At 61.2% G+C, this 24707-nt stretch carries 20 protein-coding genes, 1 tRNA gene and 1 pseudogene; 9 read left to right on the forward strand and 13 right to left on the reverse strand.

Annotation, left to right across the window (positions count from 1 at the left end; all coding sequences use genetic code 11):
• The first annotated feature begins 81 nt into the window (after positions 1–81).
• Positions 82–681: an HD domain-containing protein gene (locus tag AAAT03_RS03885; RefSeq protein WP_055252329.1), complete on the forward strand. Its 600-nt coding sequence runs from the start codon at positions 82–84 to the stop codon at positions 679–681.
• A 69-nt stretch (positions 682–750) separates the two neighbouring features.
• Here AAAT03_RS03885 and AAAT03_RS03890 read toward each other — a convergent pair whose 3' ends face one another.
• Entirely contained in the window at positions 751–2037 is a 1287-nt protein-coding gene (locus tag AAAT03_RS03890; protein WP_349102639.1) for a glutamate-5-semialdehyde dehydrogenase, read from the reverse strand.
• Between the two features lie 112 nt (positions 2038–2149).
• On the opposite strand from AAAT03_RS03890, the gene AAAT03_RS03895 reads away from it, so the two are divergent.
• Positions 2150–3568 (forward strand): alpha/beta fold hydrolase, encoded by a 1419-nt coding sequence (locus AAAT03_RS03895; RefSeq protein ID WP_349102640.1) that lies wholly within the window; start codon positions 2150–2152, stop codon positions 3566–3568.
• Between the two features lie 101 nt (positions 3569–3669).
• Here the strand turns inward: AAAT03_RS03895 and proB are convergent, their stop codons facing one another.
• From proB to AAAT03_RS03920, 5 genes are all read right to left on the reverse strand, one after another.
• The gene (gene proB, locus AAAT03_RS03900) at positions 3670–4797 is read right to left on the reverse strand and encodes a glutamate 5-kinase (protein ID WP_349102641.1); all 1128 of its coding nucleotides are present in this window, start codon (positions 4795–4797) and stop codon (positions 3670–3672) included.
• A 79-nt stretch (positions 4798–4876) separates the two neighbouring features.
• Complete coding sequence (locus AAAT03_RS03905; RefSeq protein ID WP_349102642.1) at positions 4877–6382, reverse strand: nicotinate phosphoribosyltransferase; 1506 nt, start codon at positions 6380–6382, stop codon at positions 4877–4879.
• 84 nt (positions 6383–6466) lie between these two features.
• Positions 6467–6907 (reverse strand): hypothetical protein, encoded by a 441-nt coding sequence (locus AAAT03_RS03910; RefSeq protein ID WP_117635034.1) that lies wholly within the window; start codon positions 6905–6907, stop codon positions 6467–6469.
• Positions 6908–6971: 64 nt separating this feature from the next.
• Positions 6972–7044: transfer RNA gene (locus AAAT03_RS03915), tRNA-Ala, on the reverse strand.
• Between the two features lie 151 nt (positions 7045–7195).
• Entirely contained in the window at positions 7196–8134 is a 939-nt protein-coding gene (locus AAAT03_RS03920; protein WP_117637806.1) for a radical SAM protein, read from the reverse strand.
• Positions 8135–8658: 524 nt separating this feature from the next.
• Here AAAT03_RS03920 and AAAT03_RS03925 point away from each other — a divergent pair.
• Both AAAT03_RS03925 and trpS read left to right on the forward strand, forming a co-directional pair.
• Positions 8659–9858, forward strand: a complete 1200-nt coding sequence (locus AAAT03_RS03925) for an MraY family glycosyltransferase (protein ID WP_349102643.1) — start codon at positions 8659–8661, stop codon at positions 9856–9858.
• A 161-nt stretch (positions 9859–10019) separates the two neighbouring features.
• The gene (gene trpS, locus AAAT03_RS03930; protein WP_089572045.1) at positions 10020–11069 is read left to right on the forward strand and encodes a tryptophan--tRNA ligase; all 1050 of its coding nucleotides are present in this window, start codon (positions 10020–10022) and stop codon (positions 11067–11069) included.
• A 331-nt stretch (positions 11070–11400) separates the two neighbouring features.
• On the opposite strand, the gene AAAT03_RS03935 is transcribed toward trpS, so the two are convergent.
• The 5 genes from AAAT03_RS03935 to pckA form a co-directional block, all read right to left on the reverse strand.
• On the reverse strand, positions 11401–11721 hold the full coding sequence (locus AAAT03_RS03935) for an MGMT family protein (RefSeq protein ID WP_089572047.1): 321 nt from the start codon (positions 11719–11721) through the stop codon (positions 11401–11403).
• A gap of 79 nt (positions 11722–11800) precedes the next feature.
• Positions 11801–12655 (reverse strand): DegV family protein, encoded by an 855-nt coding sequence (locus AAAT03_RS03940; RefSeq protein WP_117641033.1) that lies wholly within the window; start codon positions 12653–12655, stop codon positions 11801–11803.
• Between the two features lie 119 nt (positions 12656–12774).
• Entirely contained in the window at positions 12775–13224 is a 450-nt protein-coding gene (locus AAAT03_RS03945) for a MarR family transcriptional regulator (RefSeq protein WP_022093866.1), read from the reverse strand.
• A gap of 173 nt (positions 13225–13397) precedes the next feature.
• A complete protein-coding gene (locus AAAT03_RS03950; RefSeq protein WP_117641034.1) occupies positions 13398–14117 on the reverse strand; it encodes a phenylalanine--tRNA ligase beta subunit-related protein in 720 nt (239 codons plus the stop codon).
• A gap of 227 nt (positions 14118–14344) precedes the next feature.
• The gene (gene pckA / locus AAAT03_RS03955; protein ID WP_349102644.1) at positions 14345–16015 is read right to left on the reverse strand and encodes a phosphoenolpyruvate carboxykinase (ATP); all 1671 of its coding nucleotides are present in this window, start codon (positions 16013–16015) and stop codon (positions 14345–14347) included.
• A 352-nt stretch (positions 16016–16367) separates the two neighbouring features.
• Here pckA and AAAT03_RS03960 point away from each other — a divergent pair, with 352 nt between their 5' ends.
• Complete coding sequence (locus AAAT03_RS03960; RefSeq protein WP_349102645.1) at positions 16368–17942, forward strand: lipopolysaccharide biosynthesis protein; 1575 nt, start codon at positions 16368–16370, stop codon at positions 17940–17942.
• Between the two features lie 317 nt (positions 17943–18259).
• Here AAAT03_RS03960 and AAAT03_RS03965 read toward each other — a convergent pair whose 3' ends face one another.
• Positions 18260–19099, reverse strand: a complete 840-nt coding sequence (locus AAAT03_RS03965) for a metallophosphoesterase family protein (RefSeq protein WP_055252016.1) — start codon at positions 19097–19099, stop codon at positions 18260–18262.
• Positions 19100–19352: 253 nt separating this feature from the next.
• Here AAAT03_RS03965 and AAAT03_RS03970 point away from each other — a divergent pair, with 253 nt between their 5' ends.
• Entirely contained in the window at positions 19353–20954 is a 1602-nt protein-coding gene (locus AAAT03_RS03970) for a potassium/proton antiporter (protein ID WP_117563970.1), read from the forward strand.
• Positions 20955–20975: 21 nt separating this feature from the next.
• Here the strand turns inward: AAAT03_RS03970 and AAAT03_RS03975 are convergent, their stop codons facing one another.
• Entirely contained in the window at positions 20976–21167 is a 192-nt protein-coding gene (locus AAAT03_RS03975) for a hypothetical protein (protein WP_117563971.1), read from the reverse strand.
• A gap of 115 nt (positions 21168–21282) precedes the next feature.
• Here AAAT03_RS03975 and AAAT03_RS03980 point away from each other — a divergent pair, with 115 nt between their 5' ends.
• The 3 genes and pseudogenes from AAAT03_RS03980 (at position 21283) to serC (ending at position 24641) form a co-directional block, all read left to right on the forward strand.
• A complete protein-coding gene (locus AAAT03_RS03980; RefSeq protein WP_197032115.1) occupies positions 21283–21639 on the forward strand; it encodes a nucleotide pyrophosphohydrolase in 357 nt (118 codons plus the stop codon).
• Positions 21632–23374: pseudogene (locus AAAT03_RS03985) on the forward strand (DNA/RNA helicase domain-containing protein). The gene AAAT03_RS03980 and the pseudogene AAAT03_RS03985 overlap by 8 nt, the downstream one beginning before the upstream one ends.
• Positions 23375–23516: 142 nt before the next feature.
• Positions 23517–24641 (forward strand): 3-phosphoserine/phosphohydroxythreonine transaminase, encoded by a 1125-nt coding sequence (serC, locus tag AAAT03_RS03990; protein ID WP_117772992.1) that lies wholly within the window; start codon positions 23517–23519, stop codon positions 24639–24641.
• Positions 24642–24707 lie beyond the last annotated feature (66 nt).

Consider the following 24707-nt stretch of genomic DNA (forward strand, 5'->3'; position numbering starts at 1 on the left):
CACCTTTGTGGTGGTTTTTTCGTTCTAGTCGTTCTAGTAGTATTCATTCTTAGCGATACCTGCGAGCACAAGGAGTCTTTTATGGCAGAGCCACTTTCCGCCGGAATCACCCGCGACCGTGCGTTCGAATTGCTCAACGAGCACAATAAGGACCCGTTCCACATCACCCACGGCGAAACGGTCGAGGGCACCATGCGCTACTTTGCGCGCGAGTTCGACCCCGAGAACGAGGAGTTTTGGGGCATCGTCGGTCTGCTGCACGACCTAGATTGGGAGGAGCATGAGGACGACCCCATGAACCACACCATCTATGCGGCCGAGATCCTTGAAGGCGAGGGCGCCTCTCCCGATCTCATTCGCGCCATTCAGACGCACACGTCGGACTTCAACACCTCGCTGCCCAAGCCCGAGCTGCAGATGGAAAAGATCCTGTTTGCCTGCGACGAGCTCACCGGCTTGATCGGTGCTGCCGTCATCATGCGTCCGAGTAAGAGCGTCATGGACTTTACGACCAAGTCGCTCAAGAAGAAATTCAAGGACAAGCGCTTTGCCGCCGGCTGCTCGCGCGATGTGATTACGCAGGGTGCCGAGATGCTGGGCTGGGAGCTCCCCGAGCTCTTCGACCGTACCATCGCGGCCATGCAGTCCTTCGCCCCCGACCGCGATACCTTCCAGGCCTAACCGCCCACGCCACCTAAAACCGCCACAAAGGGGACAGACACCTTTGTGGCGGTTTTCGTTTACGAGGGGTTAGGGGCGGACCTGACCGGTGCCGCGGAGCTTGTATTTGTAGGTGGTGAGGGCCTCGGCGGCAAAGGGGCCACGGGCGTGGAGCTTTTGGGTCGAGATGCCGATCTCGGCGCCCAGGCCAAACTCGCCGCCGTCGGTAAAGCGCGTGCTGGCGTTGGCGTACACGGCCGAGGCATCGACCGCGTCCAGGAAGCACTCGCAAGCATCCGTGTCCTCGGCAACGATGGCCTCGGAGTGCATCGTGCCGTAGCGATTGATGTGTGCGATGGCGTCGTCCTCGTTTGCCACGACTTTCACGCTCATCTCGAGCGCCAGATACTCGCGACCCCAGTCCTCCTCAGTCGCGGCAACGTAGTCATCGCCCTCGGCAAGCCCGGCGTCGGCGCATGCGGCGCACGTGGCCTCGTCGCCGTGAATGAGCACGCCGTGGTCATGCAGCACGGCCACGACCGCGGGCAAAAACGCATCGGCCACGGCACGGTCGACCAGCAGCGACTCGGCGGCATTGCACACGCCCACGCGCTGCGTCTTAGCGTTGACGATAATATTGAGCGCTTTATCGAAGTCGGCGGATTCATGCACGTAGATGTGGCAGTTACCCGTGCCCGTCTCGATCACCGAAACGAGCGACTCGCGCACGCAGCGCTGGATCAGGCCCGCACCGCCACGCGGAATGAGCACATCGACGACGCCGCGGAGCTTCATGAGCTCGCCGGTGGCCTCGCGGTCGGTAGACTCGATCATCGACACGGCCTCGCGCGGGAAGCCCTTGGCCTCGAGCGCATCGGCCAGCAGTTCGGCAATCATGGCACACGAGTGATAGGCCAGCGAGCCGCCGCGCAGAATGCAGGCGTTGCCGGTGCGGATGCAGATGCCCGCGGCGTCGGCCGTCACGTTGGGGCGCGCCTCGTACACCATGGCGACCAGGCCCAACGGCACGCTCACGCGGGTGAGGTCCACGCCGCTTGCGAGCACGCGGTGGTCGAGCACGCGGCCGACAGAATCGGGCAGCTCGGCGAGCTTCTCCAGGCCGGCGACCATACCCTCAACGCGCTCGGGCGTCAGCAGCAGACGGTCGAGGAGCCCCGCCGAGGTCCCCGCATCGCGCGCGGCGGACATATCGAGCTCGTTGGCGGCGACGATGGAGTCGATACCGTTGCGCAGCGCTGCGGCCATGGCGCGCACGGCCTCCTGGCGCTGCTCGTCGCTCGCCGTGGCAAGCGAGGCCGACGCTGCCTTAGCGGCAACGGCAAGATCGTGGACATACGTGGCTATATCGACCGACATGGGCGGCCCTTTCTCCTAGAAGTTTGCAACCATGGTAGCCGATTTGCGCATGGCCTCGCCCGCGGCGGTAGAATTGGTCAACCCGAAACACCGCAACGAACGGAAGACTCACATGGCCCTCATCACTTCGTACCACGTCCCCGGCCTGTATGTCGAGGACCACAGCATCGACGTCCCCCTCGACTGGCGCGGCCTGGAGCCGATGCTCCTGGCCGTCGGCAGCACCATGCGCCGCGGCGCTATACCGACACCCATCGCCGGCGCGCCCGAGAGCATCAAGCTCTTCTACCGCGTGGTTTGCGCACCCGACCGCATCAACGACGACCTGCCGCTCCTTCTCTTTTTGCAGGGTGGCCCCGGTGGCGAGAGCCCGCGTCCGCTGTCGCCCACAAGCGATGGCTGGATCGAAGAGGCCGTCAAGCATTTCCGCGTCGTGCTGCCCGACCAGCGCGGTACCGGGCGCAGCAGCTGTGTAGACGGGCGCACGATTGCCGCACTGGGCGAGCGCGCCGAGGCGGCCGGCTCCGATGCTGCCCGCTCGCAGGCGGACTTCCTCAAGCGCCACCTCGCCAGCTCCATCGTGCGCGATTTTGAGTACCTGCGCCTGGTGGGCTTTGGCGGCAGGCCCTGGGTCACGCTCGGGCAGAGCTACGGCGGCTTTTTGACGCTGAGCTACCTGTCGCTCTTCCCCGAGGGCGTGGCGGCAAGCTTTACCTGCGGCGGCATCCCCCACGTACCGGCGAGCGCAAGCGAGGTCTACGCGCACACCTTCCCGCGCATGGCCGCCAAGACGCAGCAGTATTACAACCGCTACCCCGCCGACGTCGAGCGCGTGGCGGCCCTGGCAGATGCCCTCGAGGAGCAAAAGCCCGTGCTACCCGACGGCTCGCCGATGACGGTCGAACGCCTACAGCTCATGGGCAGCGACTTTGGCATGAAGCCGAGCTTTGAGCGCATGCATTGGATTATCGATCATGCTTTTGTTGACGGCGACGGCACGCTGGCCTGCGGCGCCTCGGTATCTGACAGCTTTTTGATACGCGCCTTCGAGCGCACCAACATGCGCACGAATCCGCTGTACTGGACGCTTCAGGAGTTCATCTACGCCGACGGCGACACCATGCCCATTCGCTGGGCCGCGGCAGAAGAGAAGGCCCGTCGTGCCGAGTTCGACACGCTCACGCGACCGCTCATGTTTACCGGCGAGGCCATGTTCCCGTGGATGTTTGAGCAGATGCCCGAACTTAAGCCCTTCAAGCCGGCGATGGATCTGCTTATGGAAGACACAAGCTGGGACAAGATCTACGACCCGCAGCGCCTGGCGTGCAACGAGGTGCCCCTGCAGGCCGCGGTGTACTTCGATGACATGTACGTGGACTCGGTCATGCAGCTCGATACGCTCAGTCGCGTGGGCAACTCGCATGCCTGGGTGACCAACGAGTTCGAGCACGACGGCTTGCACGGCAGCGTGGTGTTCAAGCACCTCTTCTACGAAGCCCTCAACCGCGGAGACCTGCGCCAGATCTTCTAGCAAAGGAGTGTCCCAAAGTGCCGGCACATAAGGAACGTCCCCAAGTGCCGGAAAAGGAGAGGCAGCACTGCTGGCAAAACGAGCCGCAGCGCTGCCTCTCTTTATGCAAACACTATCAAGTTGTCCCTATGGATCGCGGGCTTCTCGGCCAGGTCTGCGAGCAGGCGGTTGCTGGCAATCTGGTCCTGGCGGCGGCCGGCGGCAAGCTCCAGCACGTCCGAATCGGCCTCGGCGATACCACGGGCGACAACCATGCCGCTCGGGTCGCACACGTCGAGCACATCGCCCTCGGAAAACACGCCATCGACCTCGCGAATACCCACCGCGAGCAGCGACGAACCGCGACTGACCAGCGCCTTCGCGGCGCCGTCATCGACCGTCACCGAGCCGTGCGCCTTGTCGCCCAGTGCGATCCACAGCTTGCGCGGCGCAATGTCCAGGCGCTCCGCCGGCGGATCGAACAGCGTACCCACGCTCTCGCAGCGGGCCAGACGCACGAGCGCATCGGGCTCCTCGCCCGAGCAAATCACGCTCTGAATGCCCGCCGTCATGAGAATGCGGCTCGCGCGGATCTTGGTAATCATGCCGCCCGTGCCCACCGATGTGGAAGAATCGCCCGCCGAGGCGATGATCTTGGCGTCGATCTTATGCACGACCGGGACGAACTCGGCCGTGGAATCCTCATGCGGATTGGCGGTGTAGAGGCCGTCGATGTCCGAGAGCGTCACGCACAGATCGGCAGAAACCAGGCAGCTCACAAGCGCCGCCAGCGTGTCATTGTCACCGAACTTGATCTCATCGACGGTGACGGTGTCGTTCTCGTTGACAACCGGCACCACACCCAGCTCCACAAGGCGCAGCAGGGCGTCGCGCGCGTGCAGGTAGGACGTGCGGCGCGCCGTGTCGTGACGCGTGAGCAGCACGAGCGAGGTGAGCAGGTCGCGCGCATGGAACTCCTCGTCGTAGGCCGACGAGATGATGCACTGACCGGCCGAGGCGCAGGCCTGCAGGCTCGGCAGGTCACCGACCGGCTTACGGTCGAAGCCCAGCACGGGATAGCCGCAGGCAATGGCGCCCGAGCTCACCACGACCAGGCGCCAGCCAAGCTCGCGCAGCGCTGCGGCCTGATCGGCAAGCCCGCCGATAAAGGCGCGGTTGACCTTGCCGTCGGCGCCCACCACCGTGGACGAACCGATCTTTACCACCATCGTTTTATAAGAAGTCGTCATACGTCAAACCAATCAACTGTTCAGCGAACGGCCGAGCCGGCGGCCAGGGAAGCGTGACTCGCCCCTACCGCCCAAGGAATTAGTGAGCCCAGGGAAAGGCAGAGGCCGCGGCCATGTTCTTACGCACGAGCTCGTCGCGCACCTGAGCCAGGCCCTGCTCCATACCCACCACATAGGTCTGCGGGTACAGGAAGCGCTTGGAAGCTGCGTCCAGATGGTCGAGCGCCCAAGCACAGCGCTCGCGCGCGTCCTGGATGCTCTCACGCGGAGCCACCGCACTGCCATCGCGCACGATCGGCACCAGCAGCTCGCGATACTCGAGTTCGGACACGTCGGTCACCAGGGCGGCATCGTTCACGGCCACAAGGGTATTGCCGCGCGCGGCGCCCTCCCCCGCCAGATGGTCCTCGTCGTAGATCATGTCGCAGACCGGGCCGCCAAAGCCGTCGTAATAACGGCGCACGCGTTGCACACCCGGGATCGTGCGCTTGTATGGCTGCTCAGAGAGCTTGACCACCGGCGTCCATGGATCTGCCTCGCTCGCACGGCGGGCGGAAAGCTTGTACACGCCGCCCAGCGCCGGCTGGTCATAGCAGGTCGCAAGCTTGGTACCCACGCCAAAGCTATCGATGGGCGCGCCCTGGTCGAGCAGTGACTGAATCGTGTACTCATCCAGATCGTTAGAAACCGAGATCCCCACATAGGGCAGGGCCTCGGCATCAAAACGGCCACGAACATACTTGGAGAGCTTGGCGAGGTCGCCCGAGTCAATGCGAATAGCCGACAGACGCTCGCCCACCGCCTCCATCTCCTTGGCAACCGTAATGGCATGCTCGCAACCCTCGCGTACGTCGTAGGTGTCGATGAGCAGCGTGCAGTTCTTGGGACTCGACTTAGCAAAAGCCCGGAATGCCTCGAGCTCGGAGTCGAAGCTCATCACCCAGCTGTGCGCATGCGTGCCAAAGACGGGAATACCGTAGCGGCGGCCGGCGAGCACATTGGACGTAGAGGAGCAGCCGGCAACGTAGCTCGCGCGCGCGACGGCCAAGCCGCCATCGGGACCCTGAGCGCGGCGCAGGCCAAACTCGGCAACGGGACGGCCGTCCGCCGCCAGCACCACGCGCGCCGTCTTGGTGGCGACAAGCGTCTGGAACCCAACGATGTTGAGCAGCGCCGTCTCAAGCAGCTGGCACTCCAGCGCGGGGCCGGTGACGCGAACCATGGGCTCGCGCGGAAAGACGAGCTCGCCCTCGGGCACGGCGTCGATGTTTACATGCGCACGAAAATCGCGCAGGTAGTCGAGGAATCCAGGCTTGAACATCGCGCCGCCGGCCGGGGCCTGGAGCGAGGCGAGGTAGTCGATGTCCTCGGGCGTAAAGCGCAGATTCTCGACCAGCTCGGGCAGTTCGGCGGTGCCGCACATGACGGCATAGGCGCTGCCAAAAGGATGGTCGCGGTAAAACGCGGTAAAACAACCCTGCTCATTGGCCTTGCCGCTCTCCCACAGGCCCTGGGCCATAGTGAGCTCGTACAGATCGGTGAGCATTGCAATGTCGGTGGGATGCGAGATGTCGGTCAAAGCCATGGGGCGACCTTTCGGATGCGTTGTGCAGAGGTTGAGGGTTGGAAAAGGGCAGAGTGTTCGGGCATGGCACCCAGCGCGAATGGGCTAGAGCAGGCCCATGCTGGTCAGGATCGTGTAGCCCATAAAGATGACAAACGCGATGAGGGCAAGGACAATGATGATTTTTTGAGCCGGCGCCATGCCAGGGATCTCGTTCTCGCCCGTAGGCTCCTTGGAGGTGACCATGCGCTGGGCAAAGGTCATCTCGTCACGGCTCGGCTTGGGCTCGACGGACTTGGAACGAGCGACCTTTTTAGGCTGAGGTTTAGGTGCGGTGGGCGCGGGCTTCGCGGCGGCGGGCTTGGGCGCGGGGGCGACGTTCGCGGCGGCCTCCTCGGCCTTCGCACGCTCGGCACGCAGGGCGGCCAGCTCCTCACGCTCGCGGCGTGCCTCTTCCTGGGCCTCGCGACGAGCTTTCTCGGCGCGGAGCTCTTCCAACTCGGCGCGTTCCTCGGCAGACAGTGGTTGGGACTCAAGCTTGGCCATGGTACAGCCCTTTCTTTTAAAAAAAGCCGCCGACACAATGTCAGCGGCTTATCAAATCCAAGGGTGGAGACGAAGGGAGTCGAACCCTCGGCCTCTGCCATGCGACGGCAGCGCTCTCCCAACTGAGCTACGTCCCCAAGACAAGTTGATATTTTACCTACGGCTCGCCAACTGTCAACGCCCAATACCCAGTCTTTTTGGGACGCGGCTATTTTGACAACTTTTCGAGCAGGCGATCCTCTCGATGATTTTTTAATCCCCGTCCCAGAAAAATCATCGGCGAGCGCACTACTTTGCGCTGGTGAGGACGCCGGTGGTGTCGAACGCCGGTGTGAAGCTCTCGTCTACCGCTCCACCTTCTTGCCAAAACATCGTCGTAAAGCCCAGGTCGTCGGCATGGTCGAGCACCTGCTCGTACTCCTCGCGCGTCACGGCGCGCGCCAGGTCGCCGCCTTGTTCGCGCATGAGGGCATTGGGCGTGTACTGGTTCATGACCGAGATCGGCACGTCGCCCATCGTCTGCCACACCAGGTCCAACACGCGGCACGAATCGTCCGCATGCCCCGGCAGCACCAGATGACGCACGATTATGCCGCGCTTCATGAGCCCGTCCCCGTCTACCAGCTCTCCCCCGCGGCGCTCAATTTCGCGCGCCATCTGGGCCAGACCCGACACAGCCACGCGCGGGTAGTCCTTAATATGAGAGAGTGACTGCGCAAGCGCCGCATTGGCATACTTAAAGTCGGTAAGCCACACGTCGACCAAATCGCCGAGCGCCGCCACGGCACTCGCACGCTCATAACCGCTCGTGTTGTAGACGATTGGAATGACCAGTCCGCGCTCCCGAGCTGCGGCAATCGCGGCCGGCAGCAGGTGAGCATAATGCGTCGCCGTCACCAGATTGATGTTATTGGCACCTTGGTCCTGCAGCTCCAGCATAATCTCGACCAGGCGCTCGGGCGAAATCTCAAGCCCAAAATTGCCCGTCGAGATCTCGTGGTTCTGGCAATAGATACATTTGAGCGAACAGCCGCTAAAGAAAATCGTACCCGAGCCGGCCTCGCCCGAAATGGGCGGCTCCTCCCACATATGGAGCGCCGCGCGGGCCACCTTGAGCGTGTCATCGGCACCGCATACGCCGTGCGCACCCTCGTCGCGCACCGCACCGCAACGGCGCGGACACAAATGGCAGGCGGGCGAAAAAAGTTCGGTCAACGGCGTCGACATAAAAACATGCTCCAAAACAACGATTCAGCAGCTCAAACGTAAAGGGACCAACCGCACAGACGGCTCGAGCCCAAGGCGCCGTAATCGTCCGACACGATTTTTGTAATGTCAAGACTGGAATCGATAAAGTGCCGCTTTATGATGTAGGTATTCCGCCCCCCGCGGAGCAACTGGGTGAACCGTCGCGTTTATTTAGGGAGCCCACACAGTCGTACCTAGTACAGGTATCCTTCGTTGTTAAGGACGCTGGAACAGTCGATGAGGGCACCCACCTGTTTTAGGTGGGTTCATTTTCGTAACGTGGGGGGTGGTTTTTATTTGCCGAAAACCACCATTACAGCCCATATGGATCCCCGCCGGTATCCCGACAATCCATCGACAACATCCCAATATCTGGTAAGCGCGTGATTATCGCTGCGTGCAATTCCATGCACCCCCCTTGGTCGAGTATCATGGTTCGGCTATGCCCTTTGCGCTTAGCAACCTTTGACCTTTTCCTTCGACGCTTGGCGGTTTTTAGATTCATGGCTTCATCCCCGAGCTACATACCGTATCTATGCGTGGCAGCGGCGGCCTTTATCACGACCTTCCTCACGGTGCCCCTGGTCAAGCGCTTGGCAATTAAGCTCGACGCCGTCGACTATCCTTCTAAGCGCCGCATTAACACCAAGCCCATCCCGCGTTTGGGCGGAACGGCGGTGTTTTTGGGCCTGGTCGTTGCCTGTATTGTGCAAATCCTAGGCACCTGGTACCTGGGTTGGCCGCCCGTTTTGGTGCCCCACCCCCGTCTGCACATCAGCTACCCCATACTTGCGCTTTCTTTTACCGTCATCTTTGCGACCGGCGCTATCGACGACGTCTTCCAGCTCAAGCCCAAGCAAAAGCTAGCCGGACAGGTCCTCGCCGCGCTTATCGCCTGTATCGGCGGCCTGCGGATCGGCGTCATCGTCAACCCGTTTGCCCCCGGCGAAATCATGCTCGGATGGCTCGCCTACCCCATCACCGTGATCTATCTGGTGGCATTCACCAACATCATTAACCTCATCGACGGCCTCGACGGCTTAGCCACGGGCATCTGCGGCATCGCGTCGTTCACCATGTTTTCGATGGCCGTTCTCTCGGGCCGCATCGACGCCGCCGCGCTCTCCATTGCGCTCTTTGGCGCCTGTCTGGCCTTTTTGCGCTACAACTTCAACCCCGCAAGCATCTTCTTGGGCGACTCGGGGTCGCTGCTTCTGGGCTTTGCGCTGGGCTCCATCTCGCTGCTCAACGTGAGCCGCACCGCCGCGCTCACCTCGCTTATCATCCCGCTCATCGTTACCGGCGTGCCCATCATCGACACGTTTAGCGCCATCGTGCGCCGCAAGCGCGCCCACATTAGCATCGGGCAGGCCGACAAGGGCCACATCCACCACCGCCTGATCCAAGAGGGCTACAACCAAAAGCAGGCAGTGCTCCCCATCTACGCCTGGTGCATCATGCTTTCGGCCGGCGCCGCCGCGATTAACCAGGTCGAGGTGCCCATGCGCGTGCTCATCTTTACCGTACTCGCCATTGGCTCGGCGGCCTTTGCCAAGCACCTGCACCTGTTTGAGCCCGTGCTGCGCCACCATTACAACAAGCGCACGCACGAGGACGAGCTCGTCACCCCCGACGATCCCGCCTTTAAGCAGGAGGAGCAGGCGGCAGAAGAACGCAGGAAGGAGCGCCACCACAGGCGCTAGGGTAAGCTGCCGAGGCTGCGCCCAGGCGCCGCCGGCCAAACGCGCAGCCACGCCGCGCCCATCGCACATACCGCCGCTCTCCCGCCCCTCGCGTACTTACGCCCCGACCCTCCAATAAACGCGTTATCATCTTGACCCATGAACATACGTTAGGAGCAATCATGCCAAACGAGAACAGCTACGAAGTCGCGCTGCAAAAGAGCAACGCCATTCGCGAGGGCCTGGCCAAAACGCCCGAGAAGTTCACCATGCTCACAGGCGACCGCCCCACCGGCCGTCTGCACCTGGGTCACTACTTCGGCACCCTCAAGGGCCGTGTTGAGCTGCAGAACATGGGCGCCAAGACCAACGTGCTCATCGCCGACTACCAAGTCATCACTGACCGCGATACGACCGAGCACATCCAGGACAACGTGTACAACATGGTCATGGACTACCTTGCCTGCGGTATCGACCCCGACAAGACCATGATCTACGCGCACTCCGCCGTACCCGCCGCAAACCAGCTCATGCTGCCGTTCCTGTCGCTGGTCTCCGAGGCCGAGCTGGCGCGCAACCCCACGGTCAAGGCCGAGATGGAGGCCTCGGGCCACGAGCTCACCGGCCTTCTGCTCACCTACCCGGTGCACCAGGCCTGCGACATCCTGTTCTGCAAGGGCAATGTGGTGCCCGTCGGTCGCGACCAGCTGCCGCACATCGAGCTCACCCGCACCATCGCCCGCCGCTTTAACAACCGTTACGGCAAGGTGTTCCCCGAGGTCGACGCGCTGCTGTCCGAGACCCCGCTGCTGCCCGGCCTGGACGGGCGCAAGATGAGCAAGAGCTACGGCAACGCCATTAACATCTCGATGACCGCCGAGGAGACGGCCAAGCGCATCAAGAAGAGCCAGACCGACTCCGAGCGCATGATCACGTTCGATCCCGAGAATCGCCCCGGCGTGTCCGGCCTGCTTTCAACCGCCGCCATCTGCACCGGCCGTTCCGAGGTCGAGATTGCCGAGGAGATTGGCATGGGCGGCTCCGGCCAGCTCAAGAAGTACGTGACCGAGGCCGTCAACGAGTACTTCGCGCCGATCCGCGAGCGTCGTCAGCGCTATGAGAACGATCTGGACTATGTGAAGGACGTGCTGCACGAGGGCAACCGTCGCGCCAACGAGATTGCCGAGCAGACCCTGGCCGAGGTTCAGGACGCCATGGGCATGGTGTACTAGGCAAAGCGCCTTCGCACAACATAGACGGTGAGGCTGAATCCTCACCGAAACAGGAACAGGCCCGCTGGCAGATAGTTGCCAGCGGGCCTGTTCCCGAAGTACACCGTTGAATCGCACAGAGGGGAGGAATGCGAATCAAACTCAACAGGGCAGGCTTTTTCATCGCCTATTGCCTGCTCCGTTGCTGAAAACAATATAGTTCACCGTGGTTTACTTTGCTGCGACAAACCGCGCCGCCATACCTTCTCCATAAGTTAACCTCGGTAAACCTGCCAAAACCACCACAAAGGGGATAGGCACCTTTGTGGTGGTTTAAGCCACGGCAGAGCCGCTAGAGCCCTGCAGGCCAGCGACAGGCGGCCAAGTCGACGTGCATGTCGTCCTTAAACGCCACACCCTCCCCTAGCAAAAGCTCACGTTGAGCATCGGGACCGCCAAAAGCAAAACCATCGCATATGCGGCCATCGGCAAACACCACGCGGTGACAGGGAATCTCGCCGGGGCGCGGATTGCCATGCAGGGCATACCCCACGTACCGCGCACTTCGTGGACGTCCAGCAAGCAGCGCCACCTGACCATACGTGGCGACCATCCCCTCGGGAATCTGCTCGACCACCTCGTACACCCGCTCAAAAAAGCCCTCAGACGCCATTGCTCGCTCCCTTCCACCCGGAATAGCATAAACCACCACAAAGGTGCCTGTCCCCTTTGTGGTGGTTTTGGCAGGTGGGCTAGTTAACGGGCTGGAAGAAGGCTACGGCTACGGCGCCGGGGCCTACATGGGTGCCGATGGTGGCGCCGATGGTGTGAACGGGCAGTTCGCCCTCGGTGTGGCCAGCCCACAGTGCCGCGCTGTCCTCGATATACTTCTTGAGCACCGCATCCGAAAGGCCCGTATAGCCGAGCGCCAGCGGCATGGAAAAGTCGATGCCGCCCGCCTTTTCGACCTTCTGGTTGAGCAGGTTACGTCCGTTCTTGGAACCGCGCGCCTTGCCCAGCTGCACGATCAGACCGTCCTCGGCAGCCACCACGGGCTTTACGTTGAGCAGCGTACCCACGGCACCGGCCGCAGCAGACAGGCGACCGCCGCGCACCAGGTACTCCAGCGTCTCGAGCAGGCCGATGACGACCACGCGGTCGCGCACGGCCTCGACAGCCGCCGCAACCTGAGCCGCGCCCTGGCCCTCGTCCACCAGGCGCAGCGCATACTCGACCAGCACGCGCTCGCCCAAGGTCACGTTATTGCTGTCCACGACGAACATGTCGCCGCCCGGCGCCTCGGCAAGTGCCGTACGAGCACTCTGGTTGGTGCCCGAGAGCTTGGCGCCCACGGTAATAATCACGGCCTCATCGCCGGCCTCACGCGCTTCGGCAATCGCCTGCGAAAAGGCGTACGGGTTGACCTGACCGGTCTTGGGCAGCTCATCGCGCTCCACAAGCATCTCGTAAAAGCGCTGGTGATCGATGTCGACGCCATCCATATACACATCGGTGCCAAAGGTGACGGACAGCGGCAGAACACGCAGAGCGGGGTGCTCCGCCGGCGACATATCGCTTGCGGAATCGGTAATAATGCGGACGGACATAACGAATCCTTTCTTGCGCAGGTCCCGCGCGGGGAATTTTGACAGCAATGCCCCGGCACGGCATACGCGCCCAAACGGGACTATGCAGTTTTTAATGGGAAGCAAATGCCTTGGCGGCCTTAGATCTCACGCAGGGTGTTGAGAATCGTACGCAGCGACGCATACATCTGCTCGCGCTGCTCCACACCCATAGCCTTACCGGTGGTGTCGAGCACCTCGCGAATGATGCGGTCCGCCTCGCTCATGCTCTCGCCGCCCAGAGCGGTCAGGCGCACCGGGGCACGATACTTAACGGCCGCATCACCCGAGTCGTCGACCTCGACGTAGCCGCCCTCCTCCAGATGCGCGAGCGTGCGCGAGACGGCGGCACGGGTCACGCCTGCCATGCGAGCCAGGTCAGCGCCAGTCAGGCCGTCCTTGCTGCGCTCAAGATAGTACAGGCACATAACGTCGGAGCCCTTGAGGCCCAGCCTTGCGCCCTCGGATGTCTTAATGCGCTGGATCTCCTTGTAGAGCCCGCTGATCAGTCCGACAAAGTCCTCGAAACGTGTCTCGTCGTTCTGCTGCATGGGAGACGACCGCCTTTCGCTTACATGATGCTAACGGGTAAACATCTTAGCCGCACGAGGCAACACCCATACCCAAATATCCCATTTGTTAACCCATCAACATAAAAACCACCACAAAGGGGACAGGCACCTTTGTGGTGGTTTGGGGCATCGAGTTTGATCCGCAGACTTCGCTACAGCCCCACGCAAGGATTGTCGCGGGTCACAAGCGTTTTAACGACAACCGTCGCTCCCAGATAGCGCTCGAGCAGCTCGGCTAAGCGATCGATCGCGGCCTGGCAATCCCCCATCCGCTCGGGCTCCACGCACTCAATCGCCAGGAAAGCATCGGCCGAATCATCGGACAACGCCGTTCGAACGCCATCGCGCCAGTTCCAGCAGCGGCATACGGCGCCCGCATCATCGATGTAGGCGAGCTCGCCGGGCAGCGTCGGGTCATCTGTCTCCTCGCCAAGCGGCAGAAATGAATCGCCACCGTCGGTCACCTTCAGGCAAAGGTCTCCCTCAATCGCGTGCAAATCCTCGCCGCCTACGGGCAGCGCGTAGGACAGCGACACCGTGTTGTAGATGTCCACCGCGGGCGTAATGTGGCCCACCGGCTTTCCTTTGAGCACGCGCTTGAGCAGGTTCTCAATTGAGCAACGCGCGCCCTTCTTGGTCTTGAATAGGCGATATGCCTCGCGCCATGCCTTAACCGGCGCATTCTCGCTGATGGTATCACTCGTCAGGTGACGCTCCGCATCGATATTGGCGCGGTCGAGCAACGCGGCAATCGCATCAACGTCCTCTTGAGGAATCTGAGCCGCGGGCTTCATGCCCTTTACGACCACAACACCGACAGCCGCCTGCGGAAATAGCTCCCAAAACGAATCCTCGGCAACGAAACTCTTCATGTGCTCTCCCTTCATAGCATGCGCCCGAGCCCGGGTGCCTAAACAAAAAGCGCCCTTACGACGGCCACCTTCAAAGTCCTACGGTGCCGCCACAAGAGCGCTTACGCTGCCCCCATCCGGAGAAGGAGGCGATATGTCAGGCGTATTGTAACCCGAGTCATTCGCCCAAGCAAAACCGCCACAAAGGTGCCTGTCCCCTTTGTGGCGGATATGGACTCGCGGCGACGCTAGTGTCGGAGTCCCAGCAGGCCGCGGCCGCGATGACGGGCGTCGGCGTGCACCTGAGCGTGCGGACCGGCGGCCTTCACGGACTCGGGCAGGTGCGAGTACTTCTTCTCGAAGTTCTCCTCGAACATCACGGCCAAGTTGTGCGCCGCCTCGTCGTAGCGCGCGGTGCTCTGCCAGTACTGGCGCGGCACCAGGATGCCGTCGGGCACGCCGTGGCACGTGGTGGGAATGTCAACGTTAAAGATATCGTCATGCACGAATTCGCTGTCCTCGATGGTACCGTCGAGGGCGCGGGCCACCAGGGCGCGCGTGTAGGCAAGCTCGATGCGATGGCCCACGCCGTAGCCGCCGCCAATCCAGCCGGTGTTGACCAGGTACACACGCGTGCGGCCGTCGGCGATGCGCTCACCGAGCATCTTGGCATAGACCATGGGGTCGAGCGGCATAAACGGCTCGCCAAACAGCGAAGAGAACGTGGGCGTGGGCTCGGTGACGCCGACCTCGGTGCCGGGGATCTTGGCCGTAAAGCCCGTCACAAAGTGATACATGGCGGCGTCGGCCGTCAGGCGCGAGATGGGCGGCAGCACGCCAAAGGCGTCGCAGGTCAAAAACAGCACGACGCTCGGAGTGGTGCCCATGCCCTTGGTCCACGCGTTGGGAATGTGCTCCACAGGGTAGGCCACGCGCGTGTTGTGCGTGACCGAGACGTCATCGTAGTTGGGCTTGCGGCTCTCGTCGAGCACCACGTTTTCGCAGATCGCGCCAAAGCGGACGGCGTTGAAGATCTCAGGCTCGTGGAGCGCGTCCAGGCCCTCGCATTTGGCGTAGCAGCCACCCTCGATGTTGAAGATGCCCATGTCGGACCAACCGTGCTCGTCGTCGCCGATCAGCAGCCGCGTGGGGTTGGCCGAAAGCGTGGTCTTGCCGGTGCCCGACAGGCCAAAGAACACCGCGGTCTCGTGCGTGACGGGATCCATACTGGCCGAGCAATGCATGGGCAGCACGTCGTCCTCGACGGGCAGCAGGTAATTCATGACGCTGAAGATGGACTTTTTGATCTCGCCGGAGTAGCCGGTACCCGCGACCAAAATCACGCGCTCCTGGAAGTTGATGACCACGGCGGCGCTGGAGTTGAGGCCCTTAATGGCGGGATCGCACTGGTAGCCGGGAGCGGCGAGCACACAGAAGTCCGGCTCGCCGGTGCGTGCGATTTCACGGGCAAGCGGGCGGGCGAGCATCTGCTTAATAAAGAGCGCTTGGCTGGCACGCTCGCAGGCGACAAGCAGGCGACGCGTATGGTTGCGATCGGCACCGGCCATACCGCGAGTGACGAACACATCGCGCTCGTTGAGGTAGTTGACGATACCGGCCTTGATGGCCTCGTAGCTCTCGGCAGAAAGCGGGCGGTTGACGGCGCCCCAGGCGATCTTGTCGTGCACGTCGGGCGTGTCGACGATAAAGCGGTCGTTGGGCGAACGGCCGGTACGCTCCCCCGTCTCGATCACCAGCGCGCCGTTGGATGCCATGCGGCCTTCTTCGCGGCGGATAGCGTGCTCGACGAGCTCCGCGGCGGGTAGATCGACCAGCAGACGGGGTTGATTCTCGGCGGGATCTTCGACCAGCGCAATACCAAAGTTGGACAGAACTTCTGCAGGGGTAACACCAGGCATGGGGCCTCCTTTAAAAGCGCGACACGTGGACGCGGCGCGCACTTTACTCACGTAAAGCCCGTTGTACCCGATATGCAAAAACGTTTTTGCGGCAACGGCGAAGCGCCCGCCCAACGGTCAAAAATCGCAGGCAAGCGGCCTAGTCGTTAGGGACACTCTTGAACAGGCAACAACCAAGGAGCGTCCCCGGATGCCGGCACTCGGGGACGTTCCTAAAGTGCCGGCACATAAGGAACGTCCCCGAGTGCCGGCTACTGAATGGCGCCGCCGAAATTATCGAACAACCTGTTCAAAAACACGAACGAACACCGTCGCGTCTATACTAGAGCGCAGCAATAGAAAGGACTCCGCTTTGAGCATCACGCCCATCGATAGCATTCGCCGCGCCATCGCCCGCCGCAATGGCGTCGCCGACCCCACCGTATCGGACGGGGCGCACGGGCAGGGCGGACGCATCGAGAACGGCCTGTTCCCCGCATCGCACACCGCCGAGGAGCTCGCACGAATCCAAGAGCTAAGCCAGCGTAACGCCGGCGGTCCCGACAGCAGCCAGGCCACACGCCGTCGCCGCGAGCGCGATCGCCAGCCCGGCCCCATCCACCGCATGGTCAATGCCTGGTGGAACCGCCTGCTCGGAGCCGTCTACGGCGGCGGCTTCTCCACGCAAGAAGCCGAGTACGAAGATCACGCCACCCGTCGCGACTACCTTTGGAATACCCTGGGCACCGCCGTATGGGGCATGGCGTTTCCGTTGCTCACCATCTTGTCCACACAGCTCGTGGGCGCCGAGGAGGCTGGCAAATTCTCCATCGCCTTTGTCACCGGCACGCTCATCATGATCGCGTGCAACTACGGCGTGCGCAATTTCCAGGTCTCGGACATCGACGAAAAGACGTCCTTTGCCTCTTACCAGCTCAACCGCTGGATCTGCGGAGCGCTCGCGCTGGCATGCGGCCTGGTATACAGCAGCGCCCGCGGCTACGATGCGCAGATGGCCACAATCGGCCTGGGCGTCTACCTGTATAAGGTGATCGACGGCATTGCCGACGTGTACGAGGGACGCCTGCAGCAGGCCGACAAACTCTACCTGGCCGGCATGAGCCAAACGCTACGATCCGTCGGCGTCATCGCGGTCTTTAGCGTGGCACTGTTCCTCACGCGCAGCATGCCCATCGCCGCCATGGCCATGGGCATCGCCGCGATTGCCTCGCTCGTGCTGGTCACCGCCCCGCTCGCCCTGCTCGAAACCGAAAAATCACGCCGTATGAGTCTGCGCGAGGCTGGTCACCTGTTTATCCAGTGCGCCCCGCTCTTTGGTGCGCTGTTCCTGTTCAACCTCATCGAGAGCATGCCCAAGTTCGTGATGGAAGGCACACTGGCCTACAAATACCAGCTGTACTTTAATGCACTGTTCTTTCCAGCGCAGGCTATTTTGTTGAGCATTGGATTTATCTATAAACCGCAGCTCCTACGTCTGTCGAGCATTTGGGCGAATCCGCGCAAGCGTCGCCGCTTTGACTTGATTATTGTTGCCGTTATGGCACTGATCGTGGTCATTACCGGAGCGTGCGCCGCATTTATGGCAGGCCCCGGCATCCCCATCATGAGCTTTATGTACGGCCTCAACTTTGAGCGCTACCGCACGCTGGCACTGCTAATGGTTGTCGCCGGCGGCGTCACCGCGGCAATCGACTTTATCTACGCCATCATCACGGTGTTGCGCCACGCCGGCGATGTCACCAAGATCTACCTGATCTGCTTCGCCGTAAGCGTGGTGCTGCCGGTGATCCTGATTAAGCTGCTGGGTCTGATGGGCGCCGTGGTGAGCTACCTAGCCATCATGGCCCTACTCCTGGTGCTGCTGATAATCGAGTACGCCCACATCCGCCAGCGCATCGAGCGCGACCGCAACCCCTACGGCGCCTAATTAGCTGCCCCGGTCACCGGAATTTGCGATGGAATCGCCCCGGCTGGGGTCTCGTTGAAGACAATATGCATTACGTAAAACTAAGTGAGTAGATTTTTACCGAATCCCTGACCACACCGACAGAGCACAAGTCTGTGACCTGCGGTTTTATTGAGGCAAATATGTTGGGTGCTCGGCATTTCCAAAAAAGTCTACTCACTTAGCCAGCGGGCAGCCAAATGATTATTTAATCCCCGTCCCAGAGAAATCAATTAGCGGGCAGAAGGGCAAGAGTAGTCAAAAAAGCCCCGTCCCAAATTAGCTACCACTTGCACCGATTATTCGCCCGGGTTGATGTTCGCGTAGAACTCCGCCCCATCATCGAGCCGCAGGATGCCCACGCGACCGAACTCGGAGCCGGTGGCGGCGGCGCAGTCGATGTCGATGCGATCGGGCACGCCGGCGGTATCCTCGCCACCCAGGCGCACAATCTGCCCGCGGCCCGACTCCTCATCGAGCCCCGCCAGGCCGCCAACCTCGCAATAGCGCCCAAGCGACACCGTGGGCGTGTGGCCGCTCACCACGACCGGGCCCTCGCCCTCGGCAGAAAGCAGTCCCGTCGGCGCATCCCAATAGCCGTGACGAATCCACAGCAGGTCATCGGACGACTGCACGGCGAGCATTTGCCGCAGCAGCTCGCTATCGGCATCGACCGCTCCCCTGCCGTCACCGCAATCGACACCATGCTCAAGCAAAAACGCGCGCGCCGCCTCGGTCTGGATGCCGGCATGCACCAGCAGGTACGGGCGCTCCTCGGTCTCGGCCACCGCGTAGAGCGGCAGCGCGGCCATCCATCGCACGAGCTCCTCGTATGCCTCAAATTCCATGTCGTTGAGCTGCTCGCTCGTCGTCCAGCCACCGTTGATATCCCAGGTCTCGGCATCGAGCGGGTCCTGGCCAATGATGGCATCGAGCATGATCTGCTCGTGATTGCCCTTGAGCACGTGGGCGTTGGGCAGCGAGCGCACGAGCTTAATAACGCCGACCGGATCGGGCCCGCGATCGATCATGTCGCCCAGCACGTACAGCGTGTCGTCGGACGTCAACGAGATCTTAGACAGGGCCTCGTCAAGCGCACGCACGTGCCCGTGAGCATCAGATGTCACATAGATCGCCATGGTACGCCTCTCCTTGCATTGCGGTCTAAGCCCGGCGCCGCAACTAAAACTTCAAGTTGAACTTAAACGTTACCCATTGTACTCCGTTGCAATAAAGCTGGAAAGGGTTTCCGAGCAGAGGCAAAGACGGCAGCCATCTATGACGATATCGCGCACGCCCGTAATCCGCCCCCATAAACCCACCACCTTTGGGTACAAATAACCGCAGACAACTGACCGTGCCACGCCAACCACCCAGGAGCGGACACTATCCATGAACCAGATACTTCTCTTTATCGGCCTCGTCATCATTTTGTGCCTGACCATCAAACCCGTCGGCAAAAAACTCCCCTTCCCCACCCTCCTCATCTTTATTGCGCTCGGCATGCTGCTCGGCGTCAACGGTCCGGCGCACATCGACTTTAGCGACTACGCGCTCACCGAAACCGTCTGCAGCACGGCGCTGCTGTTCATCATGTTCTACGGCGGCTTTAACACCAACATCGACCGTGCCAAACCCGTCGCCGCGCCCGCTGTGCTGCTGAGCACGCTCGGCGTTATCGCCACCGCCGGCATCACTGGCGTGTTCGCACACTTCGCACTGGGCTTCGACTGGATCGGCGGCCTGCTGCTGGGCTCGGTCGTGGCGTCGACCGACGCGGCGAGCGTCTTTAGCGTGCTGCGCGAGCACAACCTGTCGCTAAAGGGCGGCACCGACTCGCTGCTCGAGGTCGAATCGGGCTCCAACGACCCCGTCGCCTACATGCTCACCGCGGTACTCGCCACCCTCGCGGCGGGTGGCAACATCGACATTCCCGTGCTGCTGGCCAAGCAGATCATCCTGGGCGTGGGGCTGGGCCTTGCCATCGGCTGGATATCCAGCCGCCTGATTGAGCGCGCACACGCAACGGCCGAGGGCGCGCAGACTATCTTTTTGTTCGCCGTGGCGATCGTCGCCTACGCACTGCCGAGCTACCTGGGCGGCAACGGCTTTTTGGCCGTATACCTGGCAGGCATTGTGCTGGGCGCGAGCGACATCACCGGCAAGGTCGAGATGGCGCACTTCTTTGACACCCTTACCGAGATGGCCGAGATGACGATCTTCTTCTTGCTCGGCCTGCTCGTCACGCCCGCGCGCCTGCCGCAAATGCTGCTACCCGGCCTGGCGCTCATGGCGTTTATGCTCTTTGCGAGCCGCCCCATCGCCGTCGGTCTGCTGCTGGCGCCCTTTAAGACGAGCCCTCGCCAGGTTGCGCTCGTAAGCTGGGCGGGCTTGCGCGGCGCGGCTTCGGTCGTCTTTAGCCTCTTTGCTGTGGTGGCCGGCGTTCCCGGCGGACACGACCTATTTGACCTGGTGTTTGTGATTGCCGTATCGAGCATTGTGGTGCAGGGTTCGCTACTGCCGGCGGTGGCGAAGAAACTCGATATGATCGATGCGGCCGGCGACGTGCGCCGCACCTTTAACGACTACCACGACGAGGACGGCATGTCGTTTGTAAAGCTCAAGGTGGGCGCTGGCCATCCGTTTGCCGGGCGCTCGCTCGCCGATATTGGCAGCGCGACGGACATGCTCGTGGTCTTGGTGCTGCGCGACGGGGCACACCCGGTACTGCCCAACGGCGATACCGTCATCGAGGAAGGCGACCTTCTGGTGATGGCAGCCCCAACGTTCGAAGAGCGTGCCGAGGTTACGCTGCGCGAGGTCACCGTGACGCCCCACGGTCGCCTGGCCGGTCAGCGCCTGCGCGACGTGCCGCAGGGCAAGCACCCGTTTATCGTGGTGATGCTCAAGCGCGACGGCCAAACCATCATCCCCGATGGCAACACCCTAATATACGCCGGCGACGAAGCCGTCATCGCCACGCTAGCTTCCTAGCAGCCCGTCCCTCTTCAGCTACTAGCTGTCACCCACAGCGAAGTCGCGGAGGTCGAGGCCTTCGCGTTCGGCTCGGGCTAGGAGCTCTTGGGGCGACTCGTCCTCGATATCCATCACGTCGAGCATGGCAGCGGGAAAGCCCACGCCAGCCGCGCTCCCCGCGTAGTCGAGCAAGCCCTCGCGCAGCTGGTCTACATCAACTTCAATCTTCACGGTGAATCCTCCTACCGGGCAATCGCGGCCGGACAAACCGCACGTCCCAACTGATGTGCAATAAACTCCAGATACGGCCATAATAAAATAATGAACATCAGGGAGGTTACGGATGATGGACAAGCTCACTGCCATGACAGAACAAGTCAGAGATTTTTGTGATGCGCGCGATTGGCGCAAATATCACACTCCAAAGGAACTTGCCATCGGCATAGCGACAGAGTCCTCCGAACTCCTTCAGCTTTTCCGCTTTATGAGCGACAAGCGCATTGCAGAAATGTTCGATAGCCCTGATCAGCGCCAAGCCATCGAAGACGAAGTTGCCGACACGCTCCTCTTTCTCCTACGTTTCGCCGATCTAAACGGAATCGACCTCCCAAAGGCGCTCTCGTCCAAACTCAAACGCAACGGCGAGCGCTATCCCGTCGACACCAGCTCCAGCGAATACAGAAAGGCGGCCCACCATGAGTAATGAGTTCGCCCTTCGACAATACACGCTTCCCCTCCCCCAACCCTTCGAGGCAAGCGAATCGCTGCAGGACTTTGGCACGCCAAAGCCCGGATTCCACCATGACGAGAGTTGGCCCGTTCTCTATATTCTGACCAACAGTAAAAACAAAACGGCGTACATCGGTCAAACGACCAATTATCGACGCCGCATGAAGCAACACGCCGCAAACGTGGACAAAGACTTCGACCGGACCCTCCTGATTGACAATCCAACCTTCAATCAGTCAGCAACATTTGAGTTTGAGAATCGACTTATCGAGCTGTTCTGCGCTGACGAAAAATACCAGGTAACCAACGCCAACAATGGCTATGCCCAGTTCGATTATTTTGAGCGACCTCAGTATCGCCAGAAGTTCAGAGACCTCTGGACAAAGCTTCGCGAAGAGAACTATGCGATCCACCCCATCGAAGAGCTCGAGAATACCGACCTGTTCAAATTCTCGCCCTTCAAAACGCTCACGCCCGATCAATACGAAACGATTGAGGCGATTTACAGGCGGCTCGAGCAAGAGCATGAAGACATTAAACACGGCGGTCCCAAGAAAGAGCGCGTAACCGTCGTGAACGGCGCGCCGGGAACAGGCAAAACAATCCTCGCCATCAGTCTCATGTTCAAAATCAAAAATGAGCCGAACCTTTCCGGTCTGCGGGTCGGCTTCGTGACGCCCATGGAGTCTCTGAGCAAGACGCTCAAAAAACTCACGCACTTCCTCCCCGGGTTAAAGCCCGGCGATATCCTGAGCCCCAACGACGTCACAAAAAACGATCGGTATGACGTCTTGCTTGTCGACGAGGCGCACCGACTGGGAAACTACTTATCCGCCGGCGCCGGCATCGGAGCTTTCTACAACACATGTGAACGACTCAGCTTGCCGCGCACGAGCAGCCAGGTGGATTGGATTTTCAAATGCTGCGACAAGGCGTACCTGTTCTTTGACCCCAAACAGCAAGTCCGCGCATCGGGACTCAACCGAGATGGCCTTGAGCAGCGACTCAACCAACTCGAAGAAGCCGGCATCGAGACCGAAGAATTCAACTTGAGTACCCAAATGCGCGTGCGTGGCGGCGATGAGTACCTCGATTTTGTCTACGACCTGCTTGATAACAAAGCGTACATGCATGCCGGCATGAAGTTCAAAGCACTCTTTTCATAGGAGCCTTACGATTCGCGAGCCGGGGATCCGGACAGCGATATCCCCAGATACCAGTTTGGAATCGTCGACCGATTTGAGGACTTCTGCTCTCTGCAGCAAACCAAGGAAGAAGAAGTTGGTCTATCCCGCATGATGGCAGGCTTTGCGTGGAAGTGGGAAACGAAGAATAACAAAGATGCGTTCGATATCGTCATCGAGGGCATTCCCAAACGCTGGAACTCAACCCAGAAGGATTGGGTTAACTCCGCCAACGCCGTCAACGAAGTCGGATGCATTCATACGGTACAAGGCTACGACCTCAACTACGGATTCGTAATTCTGGGTCCCGACATTTACTACGATTCGAACAAAGATGCAGTCAACGTTAACAGGGCAAACTTCAAAGATGCCGTTGCCAAGAAAAAGGCAAGCGACGATGATCTGCAAAAGATCATCGTCAACGCCTACTACGTCCTCATGACGCGCGGCATGTTAGGAACGTATCTCTATGTGTGCGACCCCGCGCTCAAAGAGTACCTGTCACGGTATATCCCGGCGATATAGACCTTGCGACCGCCCTCCCCCATGTAACCATCCTGTAAATCATAGCGGCGCACTCGAGTTTTACCGTGATGCGGTCGCGCCGAGCGCTCCACTGTGCTAAAGTATCCCGAACGTTCAAACGACTACGAGGGGGAACTAGAAGATGGCACGTGTGCACAACTTCTCAGCTGGCCCGGCCGCACTGCCCACAAGCGTGCTCGCCGAGATCGCCGACGAGATGATGGACTACCGCGGTTGCGGCATGTCCGTGCTCGAGATGAGCCATCGATCTAGCATGTACCAGCAGATCATCGACGACGCCGAGGCAACCCTACGCCGCCTGCTGAGCATCCCCGACAATTACCGTGTCCTGTTTTTGCAGGGCGGCGCCACGCTGCAGTTTGCGGGCATCCCCATGAACCTCATGCGCCGCGGGCGCGCCGGCTACATCGTGACCGGCAACTTTGCCAACAAGGCGTACAAGGAGGCCGCCAAGTACGGCGAGGCCGTGCTGCTCGCGAGCTCCGAAGACACCAACTTCGACCGCATCCCCGACATGGCCGACATCAACGCGCGTATTGCCGCCGAGGCTGCGGGCGACGGGCTCGACTACGTCTACATCTGCCAGAACAACACCATCTTTGGCACCATGTACCGCGAGCTGCCTAACTGCGGCGATGTGCCGCTGGTCGCCGATGTTTCGAGCTGCTTTTTGTCGCAGCCACTCGACGTCGAGCGCTACGGACTCATCTACGCCGGCGCTCAGAAAAACGCCGGCGCCGCTGGCGTGACCGTGGTCATCGTGCGCGACGACCTGATCGCCGACGGCCCGGCCTTTGCGCAGACGCCGCAGTACATGAACCTTAAGACCCAGGCCGCCAAGGGCTCCATGCTCAACACGCCCAACACCTTTGGCATCTACGTGTGCGGCAAGGTGTTCCGTTGGGTTGAGCAGACCGGCGGACTTGCCGCCATGGCCGAGCGCAACTGGGCCAAGGCCAACCTGCTCTACGACCTGCTCGAGCACAGCGAGCTGTTCCATGGCACCGCGCAGGCCAACAGCCGCTCCATCGCCAACGTCACGTTCCGTACCGGCGACGCCGAACTCGACGCGGCCTTTGTTGCGGGCGCGGCAGAGCACCAGATCCAAAACGTCAAGGGCCATCGCCTCGTCGGCGGAATGCGCGCCAGCGTGTACAACGCCGTCACCATGGAGGACGTGCAGGCGCTGGCCACGTACGTGAAGGACTTCGAAGCGCAGCATAGTTTGAGCCCGCGATCTAACTAGCCCGCAACACGCGGACCGACCAGCCACTTCAAACCACTTGTTATAAACAAATCCGCTAAGGAGTTT

The organism is Collinsella sp. CLA-AA-H167 (assembly GCF_040095305.1).
In the GTDB taxonomy this organism is placed as follows: Bacteria; Actinomycetota; Coriobacteriia; order Coriobacteriales; family Coriobacteriaceae; genus Collinsella.

Excerpts from the sequence above, each read along its gene's own strand:
- AAAT03_RS03885 (WP_055252329.1), top strand. The coding sequence starts at position 82 with ATGGCAGAGCCACTTTCCGCCGGAATCACCCGCGACCGTGCGTTCGAA.
- AAAT03_RS03890 (WP_349102639.1), bottom strand. The coding sequence starts at position 2,037 with ATGTCGGTCGATATAGCCACGTATGTCCACGATCTTGCCGTTGCCGCT.
- AAAT03_RS03895 (WP_349102640.1), top strand. The coding sequence starts at position 2,150 with ATGGCCCTCATCACTTCGTACCACGTCCCCGGCCTGTATGTCGAGGAC.
- proB (WP_349102641.1), bottom strand. The coding sequence starts at position 4,797 with ATGACGACTTCTTATAAAACGATGGTGGTAAAGATCGGTTCGTCCACG.
- AAAT03_RS03905 (WP_349102642.1), bottom strand. The coding sequence starts at position 6,382 with ATGGCTTTGACCGACATCTCGCATCCCACCGACATTGCAATGCTCACC.
- AAAT03_RS03910 (WP_117635034.1), bottom strand. The coding sequence starts at position 6,907 with ATGGCCAAGCTTGAGTCCCAACCACTGTCTGCCGAGGAACGCGCCGAG.
- AAAT03_RS03920 (WP_117637806.1), bottom strand. The coding sequence starts at position 8,134 with ATGTCGACGCCGTTGACCGAACTTTTTTCGCCCGCCTGCCATTTGTGT.
- AAAT03_RS03925 (WP_349102643.1), top strand. The coding sequence starts at position 8,659 with ATGGCTTCATCCCCGAGCTACATACCGTATCTATGCGTGGCAGCGGCG.
- trpS (WP_089572045.1), top strand. The coding sequence starts at position 10,020 with ATGCCAAACGAGAACAGCTACGAAGTCGCGCTGCAAAAGAGCAACGCC.
- AAAT03_RS03935 (WP_089572047.1), bottom strand. The coding sequence starts at position 11,721 with ATGGCGTCTGAGGGCTTTTTTGAGCGGGTGTACGAGGTGGTCGAGCAG.
- AAAT03_RS03940 (WP_117641033.1), bottom strand. The coding sequence starts at position 12,655 with ATGTCCGTCCGCATTATTACCGATTCCGCAAGCGATATGTCGCCGGCG.
- AAAT03_RS03945 (WP_022093866.1), bottom strand. The coding sequence starts at position 13,224 with ATGCAGCAGAACGACGAGACACGTTTCGAGGACTTTGTCGGACTGATC.
- AAAT03_RS03950 (WP_117641034.1), bottom strand. The coding sequence starts at position 14,117 with ATGAAGAGTTTCGTTGCCGAGGATTCGTTTTGGGAGCTATTTCCGCAG.
- pckA (WP_349102644.1), bottom strand. The coding sequence starts at position 16,015 with ATGCCTGGTGTTACCCCTGCAGAAGTTCTGTCCAACTTTGGTATTGCG.
- AAAT03_RS03965 (WP_055252016.1), bottom strand. The coding sequence starts at position 19,099 with ATGGCGATCTATGTGACATCTGATGCTCACGGGCACGTGCGTGCGCTT.
- AAAT03_RS03970 (WP_117563970.1), top strand. The coding sequence starts at position 19,353 with ATGAACCAGATACTTCTCTTTATCGGCCTCGTCATCATTTTGTGCCTG.
- AAAT03_RS03980 (WP_197032115.1), top strand. The coding sequence starts at position 21,283 with ATGGACAAGCTCACTGCCATGACAGAACAAGTCAGAGATTTTTGTGAT.
- serC (WP_117772992.1), top strand. The coding sequence starts at position 23,517 with ATGGCACGTGTGCACAACTTCTCAGCTGGCCCGGCCGCACTGCCCACA.